An 18,206-nucleotide genomic window follows, 5' to 3' on the forward strand; every position below is an offset into this window, starting at 1 on the left:
CCCCTGTTTTGCCGGAGCGACAAATATTATTAAGACGAGCAAAGTGGCATTCAAAATTTGCCAATAGGCTATTTAAAAATCACAAACTAAGCTTGCAACGAGAGGGGTGTTTGTACTAATGTTGTACTCCAACAAAGGTTTCCCATGAAGTTATGGGGAAGGCAACTCAAAACCAAATTTATAAGGACACTTGATATGGGAAACATAAAGATTGGTTTTCGGTTAATAGCAGCCTTTGTTGTTGTAGCTGCGCTGGCCGGAGTTGTTGGTGGATTTGGTTATAATGGGCTTCACGATACGAAGCAGTCACTGGATAACATATCAAAAATATACCTTGATAGCATAGAGACTCTTGCGCAAGTGCGATTCAATATGCGAAACGTGATTGTTGCGCAAAGAACTCTTCTGATACCAGATCTTTCTCCAGAAGAGCGTCGAGGGCAGTATGCTAACATTGAAACTGCACGAAAGTTGTATCGCGAAGGTTTTGAGAAGTTTGAATCCCTGCCGCGTTCTACGGAAATAGACTCTTTGTGGAAAGAATTTAAAGACTATAATGAAAAAGCAACTGCAATCAATACAAAATGTTTCAACTTGATCAAGGAATGGGAGGGAGAAACAAGTGACAAAGCGAAGTACGATGTTGCTTTAGAAACGGCTGTCGAAGGGCTTGAAATTAACAGAATACAATTTAACACGTTAAGCAAGATTATACAGCAAAACAAGTCAAGCTCGGACCAGGAAGTAGTGAGCGCGGATGCTACAGTTAGATCAAATATCCGCAATATGGTGGTCGTCGCCTTAATTACACCAGTCATTGCGTTCATCCTTGGTATCCTGCTTACGCTTTCCATTTCCAGGCCACTCGGCAAGGTAGTCATTTTCTCGGATGCAGTGGCCTCCGGTAAACTCGATGAAAAGCTCGACGTTTTGCAGAAGGATGAAATCGGGCAAGTGGCGGACAGCCTGCGGGTGATGGTCAAGAATCTTAATGAGAAGATTGAAGAAGCGAACGAAAAGACACGAATTGCCGCCGAGGAGTCGGAAAAGGCTCTTGTCGCCACTCAGGAAGCTCAAGCCGCTAAGGAGCAAGCTGAACGCGCCAAGGCAGAAGGGATGCTTCAGGCAGCGCAGCAACTCGAGGGCGTTGTTCAGGTGGTATCCTCCGCATCGGAAGAACTCTCAGCACAGATCGAGCAGTCCAGCCGTGGTGCAGATGAGCAGTCGGGCCGTGTGCGCGAAACCGCCACCGCCATGGAAGAAATGAATGCAACCGTTCTGGAAGTTGCGCGTAATGCCCAACAGGCTGCGGATGTTTCTCATCAGGCTCGCCAGCAGGCCCAGGAAGGCTCTAAAATTGTTACTGACGCTGTTAAGAGCATTGAAGCTGTTCACGCTCAGTCCATCGCGATCAAGGAAGATATGGATGTCCTTGGTAAGCAAGCTGAAGGTATCGGGCAAATCATGGGTGTGATTGCTGATATTGCTGATCAGACCAATTTGCTTGCTCTGAACGCTGCCATTGAAGCTGCTCGTGCTGGCGATGCTGGACGTGGATTTGCAGTTGTTGCCGATGAAGTGCGCAAACTTGCGGAAAAGACCATGATAGCTACCCAGGAAGTGGGACAAGCCATCACAGGAATTCAGGAGGGTACGCGCAAAAATATCCACAACGTGGAACAGGCCGGTGTGTCGATTGAAGAAGCTGCAAAGCTCTCAGTCCAGTCCGGCGAATCGCTCAAGCAGATTCTGGAGTTTGTTCACATGGTAAATGATCAGGTGCAATCGATTGCAACCGCTAGTGAACAACAATCCGCTGCCAGCGAAGAAATTAACCATTCTGTGGAACAGGTTGCTACTATTTCCGTTGAAACTGCTCAGGCAATGGAACAGGCATCCAGTGCTGTAGCTGAGCTTGCGCAGCAGTCCCAGGCCTTACAGCGGCTCATTGTTGAAATGAAGAATGGATAACCCTCTCAATCCTCGTTCTCTTCATAAGGCCGCTCAGAAATGGGCGGTCTTCTTCTTTACCTATACTAGTTCCTTCATCCCAAATGAACCTCAACCCCCAGTTATTCCACAAATAATCAATTCTCCTCACCCTCATTCCCATCTTCCTCTGCCTCCAGTCTGGCCTGTTCCTGAAGCTCGGCCAAAATCGAACCAATCTGATCAAAAATGTCCAACTGGCATTTTAGTATTGCTTTGGTAAGCTTAAATGTATCTTGCAAGCAATAGGCAGCTTCATCTTGAAATATTGTTGTGGCTGGAATGCAATAATAAATTTGCATCTCAAAAATTTTTATAGATACATTATTCTTTTGAATAGACTAGATTTGTGCTTCTAAACTCACCAATAGCCCTGTTCGGCCACAAGCCGGACGGGGCTATATCATTTTGCTATCGAAGGAGGATGGTCATATGAACCAATACCAATCAGAAAACATTACCGATTTAGCAAAGGCCCTGCTCAACGTGCAGCGAACCGTGCAACCTGTTACAAAAGATGCTGAGAACCCATTCACCAAAAGCTGGTACGCCAGCCTCAACAGCGTCATGGACGCCTGCCGTGATGCGCTAATCGAAAATGGCATCTGGCTGTGCCAGTACCCCGTGCCTGTGGAGCAGCCCAACTCCATAGGGCTGGTTACCAAGTTGACGCATGCAGAGTCTGGTCAGTGGCAAAGTTCCCTTGCTGTTGTTCCTTTGCCCAAAGCCGACCCGCAGGGCATGGGATCGGCAATTACATATGCTCGCCGCTACGCTCTAACCGCCATGTTGGGCATGGTAACTGAAGATGACGATGGCGAAGGGGCTAAAAATGGCAAAAAATCGCCTGTACGGCCTAAATTGCCCGTAATCCCCCCTGAATTACAAAAAGCGCGTCAACGCGGCCCATCTACTGCAACCGGACATTCAGCGCCCTCAAATCGACCGCCAGCAAGCCTTGAAAATCTCCCGTCGCTAGAAGGTGTCACCTACCAGCAAGTTACAGCCCAGGACGGACGTCCTTGCATCATTGCCACCGGCAACACGCAGGCCAAAAAGGAATTACTGACCGGTTCGGGCTTCCGCTGGAACCCGCAGAGAAAATTGTGGTGGAAGTATGTTGATGCCGCATAGCAAAAATAAAAATACCGAGTGAGAGGGCTGCCTGATGGCGGCCTTTTCGCTTTTATGGAGACTAAACCATGGAGCAGATAGACCGCACAGAAGGATTGAAGGCACTAATCAGGCAGGGCCTGCAAGCCGTTGCCCACAAAGACACGCTTACCCATCTGGGCGACCGTTCCAGCTACATTGGTATGAGCGACATCGGCCAGCACTGGGAATGCCCACGGGCGGCGTTGGCCAGAAAGGTGCTGCCCACCACAAATAGCCTGGAACGCCTGCTTACGTTGCAGCGCGGGCACTGGTTCGAATCTGGGGTTGGGCAAGCTCTGGTATCACTTGGCCTCCATGTACTGCCCCAGCTTGAGATCAACTGGCAGCATCAAGGCATACCTATCAAGGCTCATCTTGATTTTGTGCTGGTCTGGGGTGCGCCAGTTAATGCCATACGGATTCTGGAAGTGAAAAGCACCGACAAGCTGCCCGGCACCCCGCACGATTCCCACCTGCTGCAACTGCACGGGCAAATCGGTCTTCTGACAAAAGCATGGAGCAATCCCGTCTTCAGCCTTCGTGCTGGGGACGGTACGCTTCTGCATGACAAAATGACCTTCCCCCAACTTTGTCGTGCTCAACTTGGTCTTCATCTGCCCGCAACTACTACCGAGGCAAGTATGGAGGCATGGTTGCTGTGCCTTTCCATGAAAGAGGTTAAAGCGTTCGGCCCCTATGGCTTCAATCAGGCCATGCTCAATACGGCCCTTGATCATGCTGCGCGGCTGTGGGGCGAGCTTGGAGCATTTCGATCAGGGAGCATAACCCTGGCACAGGTGGATTGCGCTCAGGGCTTTTATCCTTTGTGCTCGTACTGCGAATACAACGGCGACTGCCCAAAATTTCCACAGGGAGTGCAAATGCCCCAATGGGAACCAGCTCTGGGAAAGCTGGCTGCCCTCAAGGAGCAGCGCACTGCCTTAGAAAAGGAAATCAAAGAGATGGAAACGGTTCTCAAGCTGGTTCACCGCCAGGCTGGCACACGGGATTGGGTCGACACGGGGAACTACCGCTTCCGCATGTCCGTGGCGGCAGGGCGCACCACTTTGGACAAAGATGCCCTGCGGGAGGAGTTGACCGAGATTTTTAACGCTGAGCGCTTGGGAGGCATCGACGTAGATACCTTACTGGCCCGCTGTGAGCGTACGGGCTCACCTTTCGAAAAATTGAGCATTTCGCCCATAAACTGAACTTCGGGAGATCTACATGGGATATTATTCTGACGTGGCCCTGTGCCTGACAAAAAATGGCATGGATCAGTTAAAAACAGCTCTTGCAGAGGCAGAAAAGAACAATCCCGACAACTTTGCAGCAATCAAGATGCTCATAGGTGGCGAACCCAACAAAATCGATGAAGGCTCAGGCTCCGTTGTCTTTCTGTGGGAGGGGGAAAAGTGGTACGATGAATTTGATGAAATCGCTTTTGTTGGCAAGCTCATGGACAACTTGCCCCACGAAGACTTCCTGTTCATCCGTCTTGGCGAAGATTATGACGACATTGAAACTCGCGGTAGTTATTGGTGCAATCCGCAGCGGGTGCGAATTACCCGGGAAATTGCAGCGGACTGATCCTTATTGACTGATGCCAAATTTGATGCGATAAAAGATATCGAATTTATCCAACTTGGAGGATTTCATGGATTCCATACACTCCAATATCACCGTTAGCGTCACAGAACTCAAACGGAACTTTGCGAATGTCCTGGCAACTGCCAAGGATGCGCCGGTGGCAGTTTTGAACCATAACAAGCCAGAGGCCTACCTGTTGTCCGCAAAGCACTACGAAGAAATCCTCGGAATTCTCGAAGATCTTGAAGACAGAAAAATTGTTGAAAAGCGCGAGGATGGCCCCTTTGTCAAGGTAACGCTTGATGAGCTATAGTCTGCAGTTTCATGAGCTAGCACTGAAAGAATGGAAAAAGCTGGATGCCAGCATCAGAGAACAGTTTAAAAAGAAACTGGTAGAACGTTTACAGCAGCCGAGAGTTCCTTCATCTGCTCTGTCAGACATGCGTGATTGCTACAAGATCAAATTGCGCTCCATTGGGTATCGCCTGGTGTACAAGGTGAATGATGACATTCTCTTTGTAACGGTCATCTCCATTGGCAAGCGTGAACGCCTTGAGGCATATCGACAAGCCCTACGACGTATGCCCTCTGACGAATAGTGTCATAAGGAGAACACTCTTTCCTGATAGGCAAATTGTCAGCAGTGCAACGGAGACATTATGCCACTTGCCCTTGAAGAGCTGGTTGCAACTGCCATTGAAAATCAGCATGTTATTCTTGAATTTGAGCTTAAAAAAGGCATTCCGTTGAACTATCTGGATGAACAAGGGCAATACACCCTGCGTTACCCTGATGGTCATACGGAAACCGTCTCGGTGTCTGAGGGCGCAGAAGTTCACCTGCCAGACAATTCCCTATAGTTACACAAAAAACCATCCTAGCCAGACTGATACCATATTTCGAAGAGCCCGGTTCCCTTAAAAGGAGCCGGGCTTTTTCTGTATCTAAGGAGCAGCAATTATGAATACAAATTTGATCGAAGGACTTAGTAACCTGAAACCCAGCGACCTTGATGCCGGGCAGGTTTTCAGCGGCAACCCTTCTGGCACCACAGTCAGGGGCTACGCCGTTCCTTCGGCCTACACCCCGGCCATTGACCACGACTATATTTTCCATGAGTCCAGCCGCGATGTTGTGGTTTGGTTTCTCAACCCACAGGAACCACTGTACGTCTTCGGCCCTTGTGGTTGTGGGAAGACTAGCTGCATCAAGCAGCTGGCAGCTAGGCTTAACTATCCCGTCTTTGAGGTTACCGGGCACGGACGGCTGGAGTTTGCCGACCTGGTTGGCCATCTGACGGTCAAAAACGGCAACATGATCTTTGAATACGGCCCTCTTGCGCTTGCCATGCGCTGCGGCGCACTTTTGCTGCTGAATGAGATTGACCTGACATCACCTGAAATTGCGGCAGGCTTGAACAGCGTGTTGGACGGATCCCCCTTGTGCATAGCGGAAAACGGCGGGGAATTGATTGTGCCTCACCCCATGTTCCGTCTGGTTGCCACGGCTAATACCAATGGCGGTGGTGATGACACCGGCCTCTACCAGGGCACCCAGCGGCAGAACCTTGCATGGTTGGATCGCTTCACTATCTGCGAAGTGGGCTACCCATCTGCCGATGTGGAAAAAAGCCTTCTTGCCCGGCGCTTCCCTTCGCTGCCCGAATCGTTGTGCGCCACCATGGTGGATTATGCCAATGAGGTTCGCAAACTGTTCATGGGCGAGTCCTCTACCAACAATCTGACCAATACCATTGAAGTAACATTCTCCACGCGCAGTTTGCTGCGCTGGGGAGATCTGACCGTACGCTTTCAGCCTCTGGCCCATCAAGGCGTACAGCCTATCACCTACGCCCTCGACCGGGCGCTGGCCTACCGTGCAAGCCGTGAAACCCGCGCCATGTTGCATGAACTGGCTCAGCGCATGTTCCCACAGCAGGTCGAGGCTGAAGGTCCCAACGCGACATATACCAACAGCGCAATATAGGAGGCTATAATGACACAGCTTGTTTCTGACATCCGCATTTTGGACAATTTGTTAGCTCTCAACCTTAACGTCAGCTTGTGGTCTGCCCGTCGCAAAATGTGTCAGGAAGACCTGGGTGGTGCAGAGCTACCCCCTGAAGATCTGGCTTCTCTGGGCTCAAAGCGCATTGCCGACCCGGAAAACCTCAAGGTGTTCGGCACGCTCAAGGCACGCGCCTTCAACTACCTTGACCGTCACGGCGTACGGTTCATGTCTGGCTGGGCTATCCCTGAAGAAAAAGCCGGCGAAATCGTGCAGGAGCTGCTCAACATCCGCACCGAATTCCAGAAAGAAAAGGAAGCTTTTCTGGCTGGCTACGACCAAAATGTGCAGGCATGGATTGAGAAGCACCATCAGTGGGGCGAAATTATTCGAAACTCCCTCGTAGGGCCTGACTATGTACGCGCCCGTATGGATTTTTGCTGGCAGCTGTATAAGGTCGCCCCGCTTGAGAAGCACACAGACAACACCGCTGTGCTGGAAGCCGGGCTGGCGGAAGAGGTGCAGGGCCTCGGCGGTACCCTGTTTGATGAGGTGGCCAAGTCTGCCGACGATATATGGCGCAGGGTTTATCACGGCAAGACGGAGGTAACCCACAAGGCGCTCTCTCCGCTACGTACCCTGCATGCCAAGCTCACGGGTTTATCTTTCGTAGAGCCGCATGTGGCCCCGGTGGCTGACATCGTGCAGGCTGCACTGCTGCGTATGCCCAAGAAAGGGAACATCACCGGCACAGACCTGCTGCTGTTGCAGGGGCTGGTCTGCCTGCTCAAGGACAGTACGGCTCTTGTGGGCCACGCCCAAAAAGTTATTGAGGGCTACGGCCCGGCCTTTGTACTGGATGCGCTGCTCGCCGTACCATGCACTATGCCAGTACAGGATGACAACGCGATGCAGATAGAGGGTGTGGTTGATGGAGATGATGACGAGCCCATTCTGCCCGACATCCCTGCAGTTGACAGATCGTTGTCGCATCCTGCGATCCCAAGCCTGGGTCTGTGGTAGAATCAAGAAATTTCTTGACGACGTGCACTGCCCAAACTAGCGTTGTTAAAAAGGAGCTGCCTATGACACAGGTATCAACCAAACGGGTCAAGTTTGCCAGCCAGATGGAACCCGATCTCTACGAAGGCCTAAAAATTGTTGCCCAGCAAGATGGCCGTCAGATTCAGGCAGTTCTGGAAGATGCTGTTCGTGCATACATTGAAAACCGTAGAGGCCCTGCAGCGCGTAGGCATGTTCTCGATGCCCTTGAAGTCAGCATGATCGAACATGATGCCCTTTATAGAGAACTGGCAAAATGAATCGGGACTATCTGACCGTTGCCGACATTCTAGGCATGCACGCCATCCTTATCGAGAAATATGGTGGCATGGCGGGCATTCGGGATATGGGAGGCCTGGAATCTGCGGCATATCGTCCACAGAGCGGGTACTATTCTGATATTGTTGAAGAAGCGTGTGCGCTCATGGAAAGCCTGCTGATTAACCACCCTTTTATGGATGGGAACAAACGAACAGCTTTCGCAGCCTGCTCAGTCTTCTTGCGTATAAACGGCCAACGCATAATAGCTGATTCTAACAAATTGTTCATGCTCATCATTCTCTGGCTTCAGCTGCCACCGACTGACCGGTTTCGAACGATGGCAAACGATTTGCGAACGCTTGTAGAAATACAAAACAAACCCAAACAGTAGCCCGGCAGAGATGTCGGGCTTTCTTATTGTGGGGTACCATGATTCGAACAAAAGACGTTCTCAACTGTCTGCCCCTGCTGGCGTCCATCCTTGGCGACCGCTATGGGGTGCAGGTACGTATTGGCGGCAAGGAGGCCTGCACCAACGGTAACGTTATCCATCTGCCATCATTGCCCATTGATTGTGAACCGGAATTATTGGCTCTGGCGAGGTCGTTTGTGGATCATGAATCCGGTCATATCCGGCACACTGATTTTAGCGTGCTACAAGCCGCCAATCTAGATCCTGTAACCTTCAACCTGCTAAATTGCCTTGAGGACTGGCGTGTTGAAAAGAAGCTGTCAGGCATTTTTCCTGGCTGCCGGAGAAATCTGAACTGGTTGATACGACGATTCTTTGTGGAGCAAGCACAGCCAAGGGCCGGGGATGATTCCCCGGCCCTTGCTGTTTTGGACTATGTGCTGTTGACAGTGCGAGCCTGGGATGTGGAAGAAGTAAACTCGGCACGCCAAAACGCTGCGAGCATTATGGAGCAGCACTTCCCCGGATTGAAAGAGACCCTGGATGCCATATTGGTCAAGGTCTACATGCATTGCCCGGATACAAAGGTAGCAGTCGAATACTCTCGCCAAATCGCTCAGTGCATCCGGCAGTGGGAACCGCCTCAGCCAATGGCAACCAGCAAGTGTACGGACAAAAACGATCAAGGCGACATGCCGCAGCCTACAAAGAAGACCAACGATTCTATTTCACAAATCGACCAACAAGCTGAAACGGTCCAACCGCTAAGGGCTTTGAGTGCTTTACCACTTAAAGCTCTATTTCATGCGGAGGCGCAGGATCTACCCCAGCAACTCGGCGAAATCATGGCGATTGAGCTTGCCAATAGCAGCGTAGAATTTGCCAGTGACGCTCTGACTGTGGCGGTAGATGGCACTCGACAAGCAGCCCCCTTGCCAGCAGAGCAGAAGCTGCAAGCCCTTCAGACCAGCATTGCCCTGCGCACTCGCCTTCAGGGTTTTCTGCAGGCACAAACACAAAGGCGTTGCAGTATCGGGCGTAGAGGGGCTCTGCACGCCAATTCGCTACACCGTCTGCAGGTTGGCAATGCTCGTGTTTTCCAAAAAGAGTCATTGCAACTGGGCCTCAATACGGCTGTCCATGTCCTGCTGGACGTAAGCGGCAGCATGGCTGGCGCACCGATTAATCTTGCCAATCGGGCCTGTTTTGCTGCGGCAACCGCGCTGAGGCATATCCGTGGCGTGAACCCTGCAGTAACAGCTTTTCCCGCAGTCACGGAAACCAATTCAGTATTCCCCATCATGCGGCACGGGCAGGCAGTGCCAGATATGTTCGACCTTCGGGCTTCTGGAGGGACTCCCCTAGCTGGAGCCGTGTGGTGGGTTTTGCAAACCATGTTGCCCCTCAAAGAGCGGCGCAAGATTATTCTGGTTATCACGGATGGCATGCCAGATAACCAGTTGGCTGCAAACAATGCCATCGGGGTGGCGCAAAAACTTGGCTTTGAAGTTTATGGTCTTGGCATACGAGATGAACACATCACGCATCTGCTGCCGCACACAAGCAGGGTGGTCAACGATTTACCTGATCTGGTGCCAGCAATGTTTGCAATGCTGCAGACTGCATTGCTCAAGGGTTGTGCGGTATGATGGTCCCCCTCGATTTTAGCCCTAGGTGCCGGACGGGGTTATTCAGTTTCTTTGTGTTTAACAAAAAACGGCGCATCCCGCGCTGCTAAAAGTAGTGGAGGCTTCATGAATTATACTGGTTGGATTGCAGTTGCCATAGCTGTTTTGCAAATTGTCAAAGACAGTATGGATGATTAGGCAGATAGGAGGTTGCTCTTATCTTTCGCAATATCACAACTAAATGGAGCCCTTATGAGTAAGGCATGGGTATTTATCGGCGGAGCGCTAGCAGGGATAATCGGCGTATTCACTGCTGCGGCAGTGGCCGTAGAATTGGATAACAGGAAAGCTGACCAAGAGATTGAAGACGAGCCGGAAAAATTGGAACTGCCCGAAGGAGGATAGAAGCAGGGGGCTACAGACAGAAACCTTATGGGAAGCGGGGATATTCCCGCTTCCCTGTCTGTCCAATTTTCCGCGATCACCTCAGTCTTCAAACGATGAAATCACTGATAAGTACCCAAAAAAATTGTTGGTATTTTAGGGTTGTAATGTTTTCAAGGAAAAAACGGCGAAACAGGGGCGTTTTTATCTCGCTTATTGATTTTGTGCAATTTTATGAAAAAATATGAATCTTATTCAGGTCGCAATGGGCAACGATGTTTCTATTTTTTGCGCATTACCAACTTGCAGTAGCATAGGATAGCAGAGGTGCTCTTTTTAAATTTGTTCCGGATTAGCTCTGGGGGGATAAGCAAAAAAGCTTATCCCCCTTTTTCTCTTTTTCTCTGTGCTGCTATGAAAACCAAAAGGAGGATTTTAGAGAACGGCGCTTTGAACCGACACTTCTTTGGCTGCGCACACGTTGTGTAAAGCGGCACAACGTTGGCTGGACTTTTCAATACATTTTCACCCTGCCTAATCCTTGGAGCGGCAGGCGCATGCTGGGAGACCTTATGAATAATGGCCAAAATGACAAGGAAATGCCTGCTCGTTCTAGCTGTGATGATGTTGTACCTGTTGTCATCCAGAACGGTTCCACAAAAAATTTGGAGGCCGCTCTCATAGCTATCGGCAACGCTGGATTTGGGGGTAAGCCAATAAAAATATCTGTCATCACCATTGAAGTGAACTAGCTACAACTTAACGGTACGGGATTGGTAAAAGCCAATCCCGTACATGGAGAAACTCATGAATAACCATCTTGGGTTGGATAAGATTGCAAAAAAATTTGGGATGAACATTACCCTCGGCGAATGTTCTTCTGCCACTATTGGAGGAGTGCAGGAAAAACATCGCAATACTCCTGTACCTGTAAAAGATGCAACGCTGGATGTTACTACCAGTTCTGCATTGCCACCACTGTGGGCGTGCACCCCAACATGTAACTATCACCATCACGGCACAACTAATCATACGACACGATCTGACTTCCGACATCTTATCACCAAGTGGCCTTCATCGCACAATTCAGCCACATCTAAGGTTAACATTGACCTACACGGAAGGCGTAACGTCTTTCATTCTTGTGAAGCCGCGATCGGTCACGCTAACATATCAAATAATAACGGAATGGAGGATAGAACTGTCCTTGAAGCTATTTTTGAAGTTCTAGTTGAACGTGAGGCTACCCGTAAGTTTTTAGAGGAGGAAGATAACGATATTAAGGCGATAGCGCTCATCAAGGACAAAGACATACAGATCGATATTTCGGTTGACACTAATGGCAAGCCGTGCTGGAAGATAAACTTTGGCAGCATTACAGGATACTCCTGGTTGAGCCTGCTTAGCTCTATATTTAACCTACCCAGAATGGACGCTCTGGCTACTTTGGCTAAAATTGTGGGCATGGATTTTTATAACCTCACGCGGCTTTCCAGTGATCTACATACTGCCGAATCACTTGGAACATTTCAACAACTAGGAGAAGACATACCGGAAGTACTTCACATGCCAGGACTCCCTAAAGGTGTGGCCTGTGCGGAACTGGTGGATAAAACGTATATCTATGGCAATGCCGGGCAGGTCATTGGTGCCATTCTCCGCTACCGGCTAAATGGGCATGACTTTTGCCTTCCCGCGACAGTTGGACGCTGTGTATTATGCATGGGAAAATACAAGCCAACAGCCCATTTCTTTAACCAGCATCTGATGGATAAGTATCCTTTTGCTCCGATCATTTTTTGTCAAGACATGCGAACCGCGCTTGCCCTTCAACGTATGCTGGACACAACTCGTGGATATACTCCTGATACGGTCATAGTCACGGCGCACCTTGGAAGCGACCTCTCCGTGCTCCCGTGGAGCTACCTTCACGGCCACAACGTGGTGTTTGTTCCCGCCCCGAACCAAGCATGCATGGAGATGATCAAGCAATACAAGGATTACACTATAGGCGCACAGGCTAAAAGCTTTCGCGTATACTCTGGATTCCTGCTTCACACACCACCTAACGGCGACTTGAAAAAGCCTGGAGAGAGTGTCGCCGAAACTGAAGCCGAACTGCTGAATTGCATCGTGGTACTTGATGAAGTGGAGCGCTCACTGTGGCTGATACAGCAGGTAATCAAGCAAGCCATTTCCTATGAGGAGTTCATCGAATGGGGCCAGAGTTTGGGTATTTTCAAAAAGCCAAAGGCTATGAGCCCTGAGGCTTCTGCTGAGCAAAATCTTGCTCTCCCACAAGCCGATCCAGCGTTTTCCCCTGAAAAGGCTTTAAGGTTGGAGGATGTTTCACTCTATCACACAATGCGCCCTGAAAATTATGTTCTGCTCGCAGGAATGAAAGGGGCGGGGAAAACACAGGTTGCCCTTTCGTGCTGCCGAGCTATCATAAAAGGCAATGTCAGATGGCCCCTTTTCTCGGGTACTGGAATAGACGCTGGTAATGTCGCCTACATCGACGCAGAAACTCCACATGACGAATATTGTGCCAATTTGGATCAGCACGAACTTGTTAGTGAACTTGGACATCGTTTTTTCGGCATATCTATGTTCGATCCGAATCTTCCGGAATTCTGTAGCACTTTCTCGCTGACGGATTCAGCATTCAGAGAAGGATTAACCGATTATCTCCTAAAGCATAAGTGTCGATTTGTATTTCTTGACAACCTCACAGCCTTGATGGGGGATACTGTTGCCCATGGCAATTGGGCTCGTGTGGTGCTTGACTGGGTAAAATCCCTTCAGAAACACGGCATGTGCGTGGTACTTGTCCATCACAAATCAGAAGATGAAGAGGGCAAGCTCCACAGCACTAAGATTCGTGGCAGCCATATCTTCGCGACTCTTGCCAGAACGGTTATTGGACTTGTGAGTAGTACTGAGATCCTAAACAACGACCTTGGGACTAAAAGAGTTCAATTTGCAGCAGCGCAGGATGGACTGACCGTGGGGTTACGATTCGATGCAAGCAAAGCTGCACCGGTTCTCGAAAAAAAGACCTTCTGGCTACATTTAAAGCTAGGAGCTTCAGATTGGGACTATCTTGCTACTACAGGTGCAGATGGAAAAGAAATTATACTCCCCAATAGCCATAATGAGGCAGCTAACTCCAATGAGCCTTTGCCATTGAAAACCAAACAAGATTCTGAATCCTTCAGCGAACGACCGCAAGCCATCTTACACGCGCTTTCTCCTGATGAGCGGGTAATACTCGAAATCCTGAACACAGGCTCAGCCAAGCGCGGAGAAATACAAAATAAATCTAGGTTTAGCGCTGACAAAACCCGCCTTCTTCTGAATAACCTCACCGAAATGGGTGTGATCACACGAGAAGGCCAGGGGAAGGCAACATACTACGCTCACAAGCGCACCTTCTAGGCTACCGCCAGCAAGCATTCCCCCGGAATACTGCTTTGTATTTCGGGGGAACTTATTAGGAATGTCAATCGTTGGATTTGCGTTGGATTTGCGCTGGATTTCCAGACTATTTGCTCGAAGCTGAATGCCAAGTTCCTCTGAGTTCTGTCAGATTTGCCTTAGAAATGCCACGAAAAATCGCCCCTGATTTTAATTGTAGCAAGCAATTTCAGTGTGTTAAGCTAGCTATCATTTTTCAGTGTAGGAGCAAAAAGGCGTAGTCCTTCAGCAAGCTTAATCAATTGATGAGCTCCTAGCTATGACTCCATGGAGGGTGGACACCCTATTGGATCAAAGGCCTGTTGCCGAGGTCAACGCCTGTGGATAGCTTCGCAACTGTCCCTATGCCGATGGAAGCCTTAAAGACAAGCGGCACACGCAGGTTTTTTTTATGTCTGTGCCTGTCGACCTCCTGCGCTAAGTTTGTCTACTCTTCGATCTTAAGGCATCGCAGCCACAGTCCACAGAAGTGAACCCACTTCTGATGGACCAACTCATTTTTTAACAAGCCCCAAAAGCTCTCCATCTGGGCGTTGTCGTAACAATCTCCTTTTTTGCTCTTGGAACAGACTAGACCATATGCACGGAATTTTTTCTGGTAAGCTGCGTTACAATACTGGCTACCGCGATCCGAATGCAGAATCAGTCCCACAGGTGGGTGGTAGAAACGCACCACCTTCATCAATGCGGCCAAGACAAGCCCAGTGACCATCACAATCCGGCAGTGTTATGGAGCGCCGACAGATCCAGTGAGCTTCGTCCTCTTCTCAACGTCAAGACACTTATTCAAATAGAGAAATTGGGTGGCGCCGTAAAAATGGAGATTTAGGGTTGGGGTAAATTTTATCCAATTTTGAAGAAGTTGGAATAAGTTTCATAGATTTTATGGAATGTGCGGCAATTCTATAGTTATTAATAAGGGATTTAATGCAATTGTCTTGAGATTCACAGTCTCTGCATTTTGCACTCAAACAAAAATTTTTGTCGTACATGTAGAGATTCATGTCAGTAAGCAGCTTTCGAATTTCCTTAAATCCTAAACAAAATTCTTTTTTCATATCCCATGCAAAGAGCCCAATGAGCCTGTTGTAAAATGAAGAAGAACGAAATTTTCCGCTTTTTTCAGAAGCTACAAGTGAGGCTAGCTGCATTTTTTCACTATCTGTCAACGAGATTCCACTAGTTAGTTTAAATATTGCGATTTCAAAAAAAATTCTTTGTGCGGCTAGGTGGCTCGAAACATGCGTATCTGAAAAATCAAGTTCTATTGTTAGGCGTTTGCTTTTTTCGTATGTTCTGTAACCATACTCTTGATATATGGCTTCACGACTTCGCTCGTCATCAAAGGGGCGTTGCTTGGGGAGAGGTATGTTGTTTTTCACTGCTTCTAAAGCTTCTTTCATATCTAGAGGAAAAAGTAATTCTGGAGCATAAATCTTATATTTTTCAGAAATTTCAAGAAGTCTGTCTATCCATGGAGTGAATGATTTCAGGTCAAATGGGATTGGAATAGATTCTTTGTATCGTTCACCAAGTTTTTCCTTTTCATGCTTTACTATGCATTCTCTAATAATAATAATTTTCCACAGAATGTCCTCTGAAAATATTTTTAGAGGCGAAAAACATTCTTCCTCTAGCCAGGATATCATTTTAGGGTCAGCATTATTTTCGAAGTGCCTTTTTAAATATTCAGATTTAATAAATATTTCATGCTCAATACTGTCAGGAAGCTTTATTTCACACATGGTTTTCCCCCAATCAAATTATTTTAGGTGATTTTGTTAACATTAATCAGTTTAGAAGTGAGCAAAATTTTTTGCCTATGACCAGCCAGCTGCAAAACTAAAGATGATAGCCTCATGGGTATACCGCCCTTGGGCTAGCCAGAGTGCCCTGTCTTCGGCCACTGTTAGGCCGCAGTTACATAATTGCTATTGCAATCCATAATTTATGAGAGAAATCAATTTGTCGTAGCAATCTTGCGAAGTAAATCTGCTTCCATATCGACGCGCTGCAAGCGTTTCGTGCGTGTGTCCAAAGACTTGTTCAAATATGGGGGTGTGCATCATTTTTTTCTTGAAAAAGTCGCTGAATGTATGGCGCAAAGAATGAAATGTTTTTTTTCCTTCAATGCCTAGGCGACGAATAAACGGGCCAAAATCCTTGCTGATGATTTTGGCATACTGTTTTCTCTCCCCAAGAGCCTTGAGATCCGGGAACAAACGAACTCCAGCTTCTTTCATTTTTGCATGATATTGTAGAAAACCTAATTCTTCTAAGTGCTTATGTAATGGAATGATGCGGCTTGCATTCGCTGTTTTAAGTTTTTTGTCATCAAGACCGCTGTCATCCGGCCGGTTGTTTATGTCAACCACCCATAGGCCATCAATCTGATACACATCAGCACAATGCAGTTGACAGATTTCCTCAACTCGCATGCCTGTATACAAACCTATCCATGGAACCCAGTATTTGGAGGGGGTTGTGCTTGTTTTATATGATTCAAAATGACTGCTCTTAAAAATTTTCTTTAAATCATCAAGGCTAAAGGCTTCTCGAGAGTCAATTTCTAATTTTTTTTCTTTTATTGTAAGCTTTGTGGCAAGGTTTTTTTCTAAATATCCCTCTGTTACAAGCCAATTAAACATCGCAGAAATATCCACAAGATAAGTGTTTATTGTTTTTTCTTGCAGTGTATATTCATGATGCATGCCAACAATTTCTTGTATCGTTTTATCGCGTAAATCTTTGCGTTTTGTGAAATTAGGTGGAAGTTTCATGAGTAATTCTCGAAAGTTACGAAAATCATCACGAACATACATATCAATAGGCTTATCAGTGATTGCTTTAATGAAAAGCTCAATATGTTTTTTTAGCTCAGGGGTATAACGTTCATTTTTTTTGCCATCTGAAACTTTAGTCTGTAGATAAGTATCTAAAAATACTGAGAGTGTTTTAGTTTTTCTTCTCTCCAAACGTTCTTTTTTTGTTGGAGTGGCGAGATGTGCCAGTTCTATAGTCTTTGGGTACTGTTCATACGGGAGTGATAACAGATGGTGTTCTTTTGAGTAGTCATTACTTAACCTTGCAAGCAGAGCATCATAGTATTGTACAGAAAATTTACAGTATTCATTTACTATTTGAAGATAATTTTCCCTTGATATTTCTTTTCGGTCAAAAAGACTCAAGGAAATAAGTTGCTCAAGAAAGTCGGATGCTGCCAGGCAGAGTAAAGGGGGGGAGTCAATGGCCGCACGGCACTGTTGTTGTATGGCCATGTATAAGAATTTTGTGCTTATCCCCATGTCTTTTGGGGTATGCATGTCGAAGATGGGCTGTTCTAGCACTCTGTTTTCTAACTGCGTGCGTGAATCGGGATTTTGTGCGTCATTTTCAAGTGCGTAACGGAAATAGCCCGCAAGGCGCTTTTTGATGTCACCAAAAGAAAGTACGCAGTCGGCAGAGCTATTTTTTAAAAATATGGATAAGCGTTCCTGCGAGAATTCTGGTAGAGCCATGCAGGGGAACTGCATGTTTAAGGGGGCAGCAACTTCCTTCAGTGTGTAATCATGCCCATGGGCATTTAACCATGAGTGAAGGGCATGTACTGTCGTAGGATAATCGACCACCGGCTCCACAAAATCAGGAGTTTTGTTGTGTATGTAATCTCGTAATTTTGACATGTCATCAGGGCTAACCATCGCTTTCTCCTGAAAAAGCCTATGAATGGAGATCGTCGCAAGGGCTGATTTGCGTTTAGCTTCCTTAAGGCTGTCGGTATGAAGTGATAGCCGGATTTCTTTACAAGAACACCGGGATATGTGCCTTTGAGGAACCCTAAATCGAAAGTAATACGTTTTTTCACGCAAATAAAGATATGAAGGCAGGCGTTCTTTAACAGCCTTAAGCGGAGAGGCTTGTCGTGGGGATGGAGTGGGGGGAAGCTGATGTGAAATTGACGCTGACATAGCATTCTCTCGCACAGTTTTGTGGCACAGTTTGTGGCACAGGTTTGTGTGACAGTATGAGGCCTGTTGGCCATACTGGCGAGATTTGAAAATCAGCTTCTGAAAAACAAAGGAGGTTACAGCGTGTTACTGTAACCTCATGCTTTGTTTGCTTATTTATGGTGCCGAAGGGGAGACTCGAACTCCCACTCCCTTGCGAGAACTAGACCCTGAATCTGATTATGATATTCCCCTGATTTCCTTTGGGCAATGAAAACAGCACGATTGCATATA

The 18,206-nt window shown here is 47.7% G+C and carries 17 protein-coding genes; 15 read left to right on the forward strand and 2 right to left on the reverse strand.

What is annotated here, in order from left to right; all coding sequences use genetic code 11:
- The first annotated feature begins 195 nt into the window (after nt 1-195).
- The 15 genes from ACUZ79_RS06590 to ACUZ79_RS06660 all read left to right on the forward strand — a co-directional run bounded on the left by ACUZ79_RS06590 (nt 196) and on the right by ACUZ79_RS06660 (nt 13,926).
- Nucleotides 196-1,971 carry a HAMP domain-containing methyl-accepting chemotaxis protein gene (locus ACUZ79_RS06590; RefSeq protein ID WP_297892113.1) on the forward strand — a complete coding sequence of 592 codons (1,776 nt, stop codon included), beginning with the start codon at nt 196-198 and terminating at the stop codon, nt 1,969-1,971.
- Nucleotides 1,972-2,421: 450 nt separating this feature from the next.
- On the forward strand, nt 2,422-3,123 hold the full coding sequence (locus ACUZ79_RS06595; protein ID WP_449251057.1) for an ERF family protein: 702 nt from the start codon (nt 2,422-2,424) through the stop codon (nt 3,121-3,123).
- A 68-nt stretch (nt 3,124-3,191) separates the two neighbouring features.
- Nucleotides 3,192-4,355 carry a hypothetical protein gene (locus ACUZ79_RS06600; RefSeq protein WP_449251058.1) on the forward strand — a complete coding sequence of 388 codons (1,164 nt, stop codon included), beginning with the start codon at nt 3,192-3,194 and terminating at the stop codon, nt 4,353-4,355.
- A 16-nt stretch (nt 4,356-4,371) separates the two neighbouring features.
- Nucleotides 4,372-4,734 carry a hypothetical protein gene (locus ACUZ79_RS06605; RefSeq protein ID WP_449251059.1) on the forward strand — a complete coding sequence of 121 codons (363 nt, stop codon included), beginning with the start codon at nt 4,372-4,374 and terminating at the stop codon, nt 4,732-4,734.
- 67 nt (nt 4,735-4,801) lie between these two features.
- On the forward strand, nt 4,802-5,047 hold the full coding sequence (locus ACUZ79_RS06610; RefSeq protein ID WP_374282824.1) for a type II toxin-antitoxin system Phd/YefM family antitoxin: 246 nt from the start codon (nt 4,802-4,804) through the stop codon (nt 5,045-5,047).
- Complete coding sequence (locus tag ACUZ79_RS06615; RefSeq protein ID WP_449251060.1) at nt 5,037-5,333, forward strand: type II toxin-antitoxin system RelE family toxin; 297 nt, start codon at nt 5,037-5,039, stop codon at nt 5,331-5,333. Before ACUZ79_RS06610 ends, ACUZ79_RS06615 begins: the two co-directional genes overlap by 11 nt.
- 60 nt (nt 5,334-5,393) lie before the next feature.
- Nucleotides 5,394-5,594, forward strand: coding sequence for a hypothetical protein (locus ACUZ79_RS06620; protein ID WP_449251061.1), 201 nt, complete (start codon nt 5,394-5,396; stop codon nt 5,592-5,594).
- 100 nt (nt 5,595-5,694) lie between these two features.
- Nucleotides 5,695-6,720, forward strand: a complete 1,026-nt coding sequence (locus ACUZ79_RS06625; RefSeq protein WP_449251062.1) for an AAA family ATPase — start codon at nt 5,695-5,697, stop codon at nt 6,718-6,720.
- A 9-nt stretch (nt 6,721-6,729) separates the two neighbouring features.
- On the forward strand, nt 6,730-7,764 hold the full coding sequence (locus ACUZ79_RS06630; protein WP_449251063.1) for a DUF3150 domain-containing protein: 1,035 nt from the start codon (nt 6,730-6,732) through the stop codon (nt 7,762-7,764).
- 62 nt (nt 7,765-7,826) lie between these two features.
- Entirely contained in the window at nt 7,827-8,063 is a 237-nt protein-coding gene (locus ACUZ79_RS06635; RefSeq protein ID WP_449251064.1) for a hypothetical protein, read from the forward strand.
- Nucleotides 8,060-8,455, forward strand: a complete 396-nt coding sequence (locus ACUZ79_RS06640; protein ID WP_209817820.1) for a type II toxin-antitoxin system death-on-curing family toxin — start codon at nt 8,060-8,062, stop codon at nt 8,453-8,455. Before ACUZ79_RS06635 ends, ACUZ79_RS06640 begins: the two co-directional genes overlap by 4 nt.
- Nucleotides 8,456-8,493: 38 nt before the next feature.
- The gene (locus tag ACUZ79_RS06645; protein ID WP_449251065.1) at nt 8,494-10,125 is read left to right on the forward strand and encodes a cobaltochelatase CobT-related protein; all 1,632 of its coding nucleotides are present in this window, start codon (nt 8,494-8,496) and stop codon (nt 10,123-10,125) included.
- Nucleotides 10,126-10,356: 231 nt separating this feature from the next.
- Nucleotides 10,357-10,509: a hypothetical protein gene (locus tag ACUZ79_RS06650; protein WP_449251066.1), complete on the forward strand. Its 153-nt coding sequence runs from the start codon at nt 10,357-10,359 to the stop codon at nt 10,507-10,509.
- A gap of 551 nt (nt 10,510-11,060) precedes the next feature.
- Nucleotides 11,061-11,240, forward strand: coding sequence for a hypothetical protein (locus tag ACUZ79_RS06655; protein WP_209817815.1), 180 nt, complete (start codon nt 11,061-11,063; stop codon nt 11,238-11,240).
- 55 nt (nt 11,241-11,295) lie between these two features.
- Nucleotides 11,296-13,926, forward strand: coding sequence for an AAA family ATPase (locus ACUZ79_RS06660; protein WP_449251067.1), 2,631 nt, complete (start codon nt 11,296-11,298; stop codon nt 13,924-13,926).
- Nucleotides 13,927-14,747: 821 nt separating this feature from the next.
- On the opposite strand, the gene ACUZ79_RS06665 is transcribed toward ACUZ79_RS06660, so the two are convergent.
- Together ACUZ79_RS06665 and ACUZ79_RS06670 are read right to left on the reverse strand one after the other, a co-directional pair.
- Nucleotides 14,748-15,710 carry a hypothetical protein gene (locus ACUZ79_RS06665; protein ID WP_209817809.1) on the reverse strand — a complete coding sequence of 321 codons (963 nt, stop codon included), beginning with the start codon at nt 15,708-15,710 and terminating at the stop codon, nt 14,748-14,750.
- 186 nt (nt 15,711-15,896) lie between these two features.
- Nucleotides 15,897-17,933 carry a DUF6538 domain-containing protein gene (locus ACUZ79_RS06670; RefSeq protein ID WP_449251068.1) on the reverse strand — a complete coding sequence of 679 codons (2,037 nt, stop codon included), beginning with the start codon at nt 17,931-17,933 and terminating at the stop codon, nt 15,897-15,899.
- Nucleotides 17,934-18,206 lie beyond the last annotated feature (273 nt).

The sequence above is a fragment of the Desulfovibrio faecalis genome, from assembly GCF_053570625.1.

Bases quoted from the DNA above. Each gene is read 5' to 3' on its own strand.
- ACUZ79_RS06590 (WP_297892113.1), top strand. From the start codon at position 196: ATGGGAAACATAAAGATTGGTTTTCGGTTAATAGCAGCCTTTGTTGTT.
- ACUZ79_RS06595 (WP_449251057.1), top strand. From the start codon at position 2,422: ATGAACCAATACCAATCAGAAAACATTACCGATTTAGCAAAGGCCCTG.
- ACUZ79_RS06600 (WP_449251058.1), top strand. From the start codon at position 3,192: ATGGAGCAGATAGACCGCACAGAAGGATTGAAGGCACTAATCAGGCAG.
- ACUZ79_RS06605 (WP_449251059.1), top strand. From the start codon at position 4,372: ATGGGATATTATTCTGACGTGGCCCTGTGCCTGACAAAAAATGGCATG.
- ACUZ79_RS06610 (WP_374282824.1), top strand. From the start codon at position 4,802: ATGGATTCCATACACTCCAATATCACCGTTAGCGTCACAGAACTCAAA.
- ACUZ79_RS06615 (WP_449251060.1), top strand. From the start codon at position 5,037: ATGAGCTATAGTCTGCAGTTTCATGAGCTAGCACTGAAAGAATGGAAA.
- ACUZ79_RS06620 (WP_449251061.1), top strand. From the start codon at position 5,394: ATGCCACTTGCCCTTGAAGAGCTGGTTGCAACTGCCATTGAAAATCAG.
- ACUZ79_RS06625 (WP_449251062.1), top strand. From the start codon at position 5,695: ATGAATACAAATTTGATCGAAGGACTTAGTAACCTGAAACCCAGCGAC.
- ACUZ79_RS06630 (WP_449251063.1), top strand. From the start codon at position 6,730: ATGACACAGCTTGTTTCTGACATCCGCATTTTGGACAATTTGTTAGCT.
- ACUZ79_RS06635 (WP_449251064.1), top strand. From the start codon at position 7,827: ATGACACAGGTATCAACCAAACGGGTCAAGTTTGCCAGCCAGATGGAA.
- ACUZ79_RS06640 (WP_209817820.1), top strand. From the start codon at position 8,060: ATGAATCGGGACTATCTGACCGTTGCCGACATTCTAGGCATGCACGCC.
- ACUZ79_RS06645 (WP_449251065.1), top strand. From the start codon at position 8,494: ATGATTCGAACAAAAGACGTTCTCAACTGTCTGCCCCTGCTGGCGTCC.
- ACUZ79_RS06650 (WP_449251066.1), top strand. From the start codon at position 10,357: ATGAGTAAGGCATGGGTATTTATCGGCGGAGCGCTAGCAGGGATAATC.
- ACUZ79_RS06655 (WP_209817815.1), top strand. From the start codon at position 11,061: ATGAATAATGGCCAAAATGACAAGGAAATGCCTGCTCGTTCTAGCTGT.
- ACUZ79_RS06660 (WP_449251067.1), top strand. From the start codon at position 11,296: ATGAATAACCATCTTGGGTTGGATAAGATTGCAAAAAAATTTGGGATG.
- ACUZ79_RS06665 (WP_209817809.1), bottom strand. From the start codon at position 15,710: ATGTGTGAAATAAAGCTTCCTGACAGTATTGAGCATGAAATATTTATT.
- ACUZ79_RS06670 (WP_449251068.1), bottom strand. From the start codon at position 17,933: ATGTCAGCGTCAATTTCACATCAGCTTCCCCCCACTCCATCCCCACGA.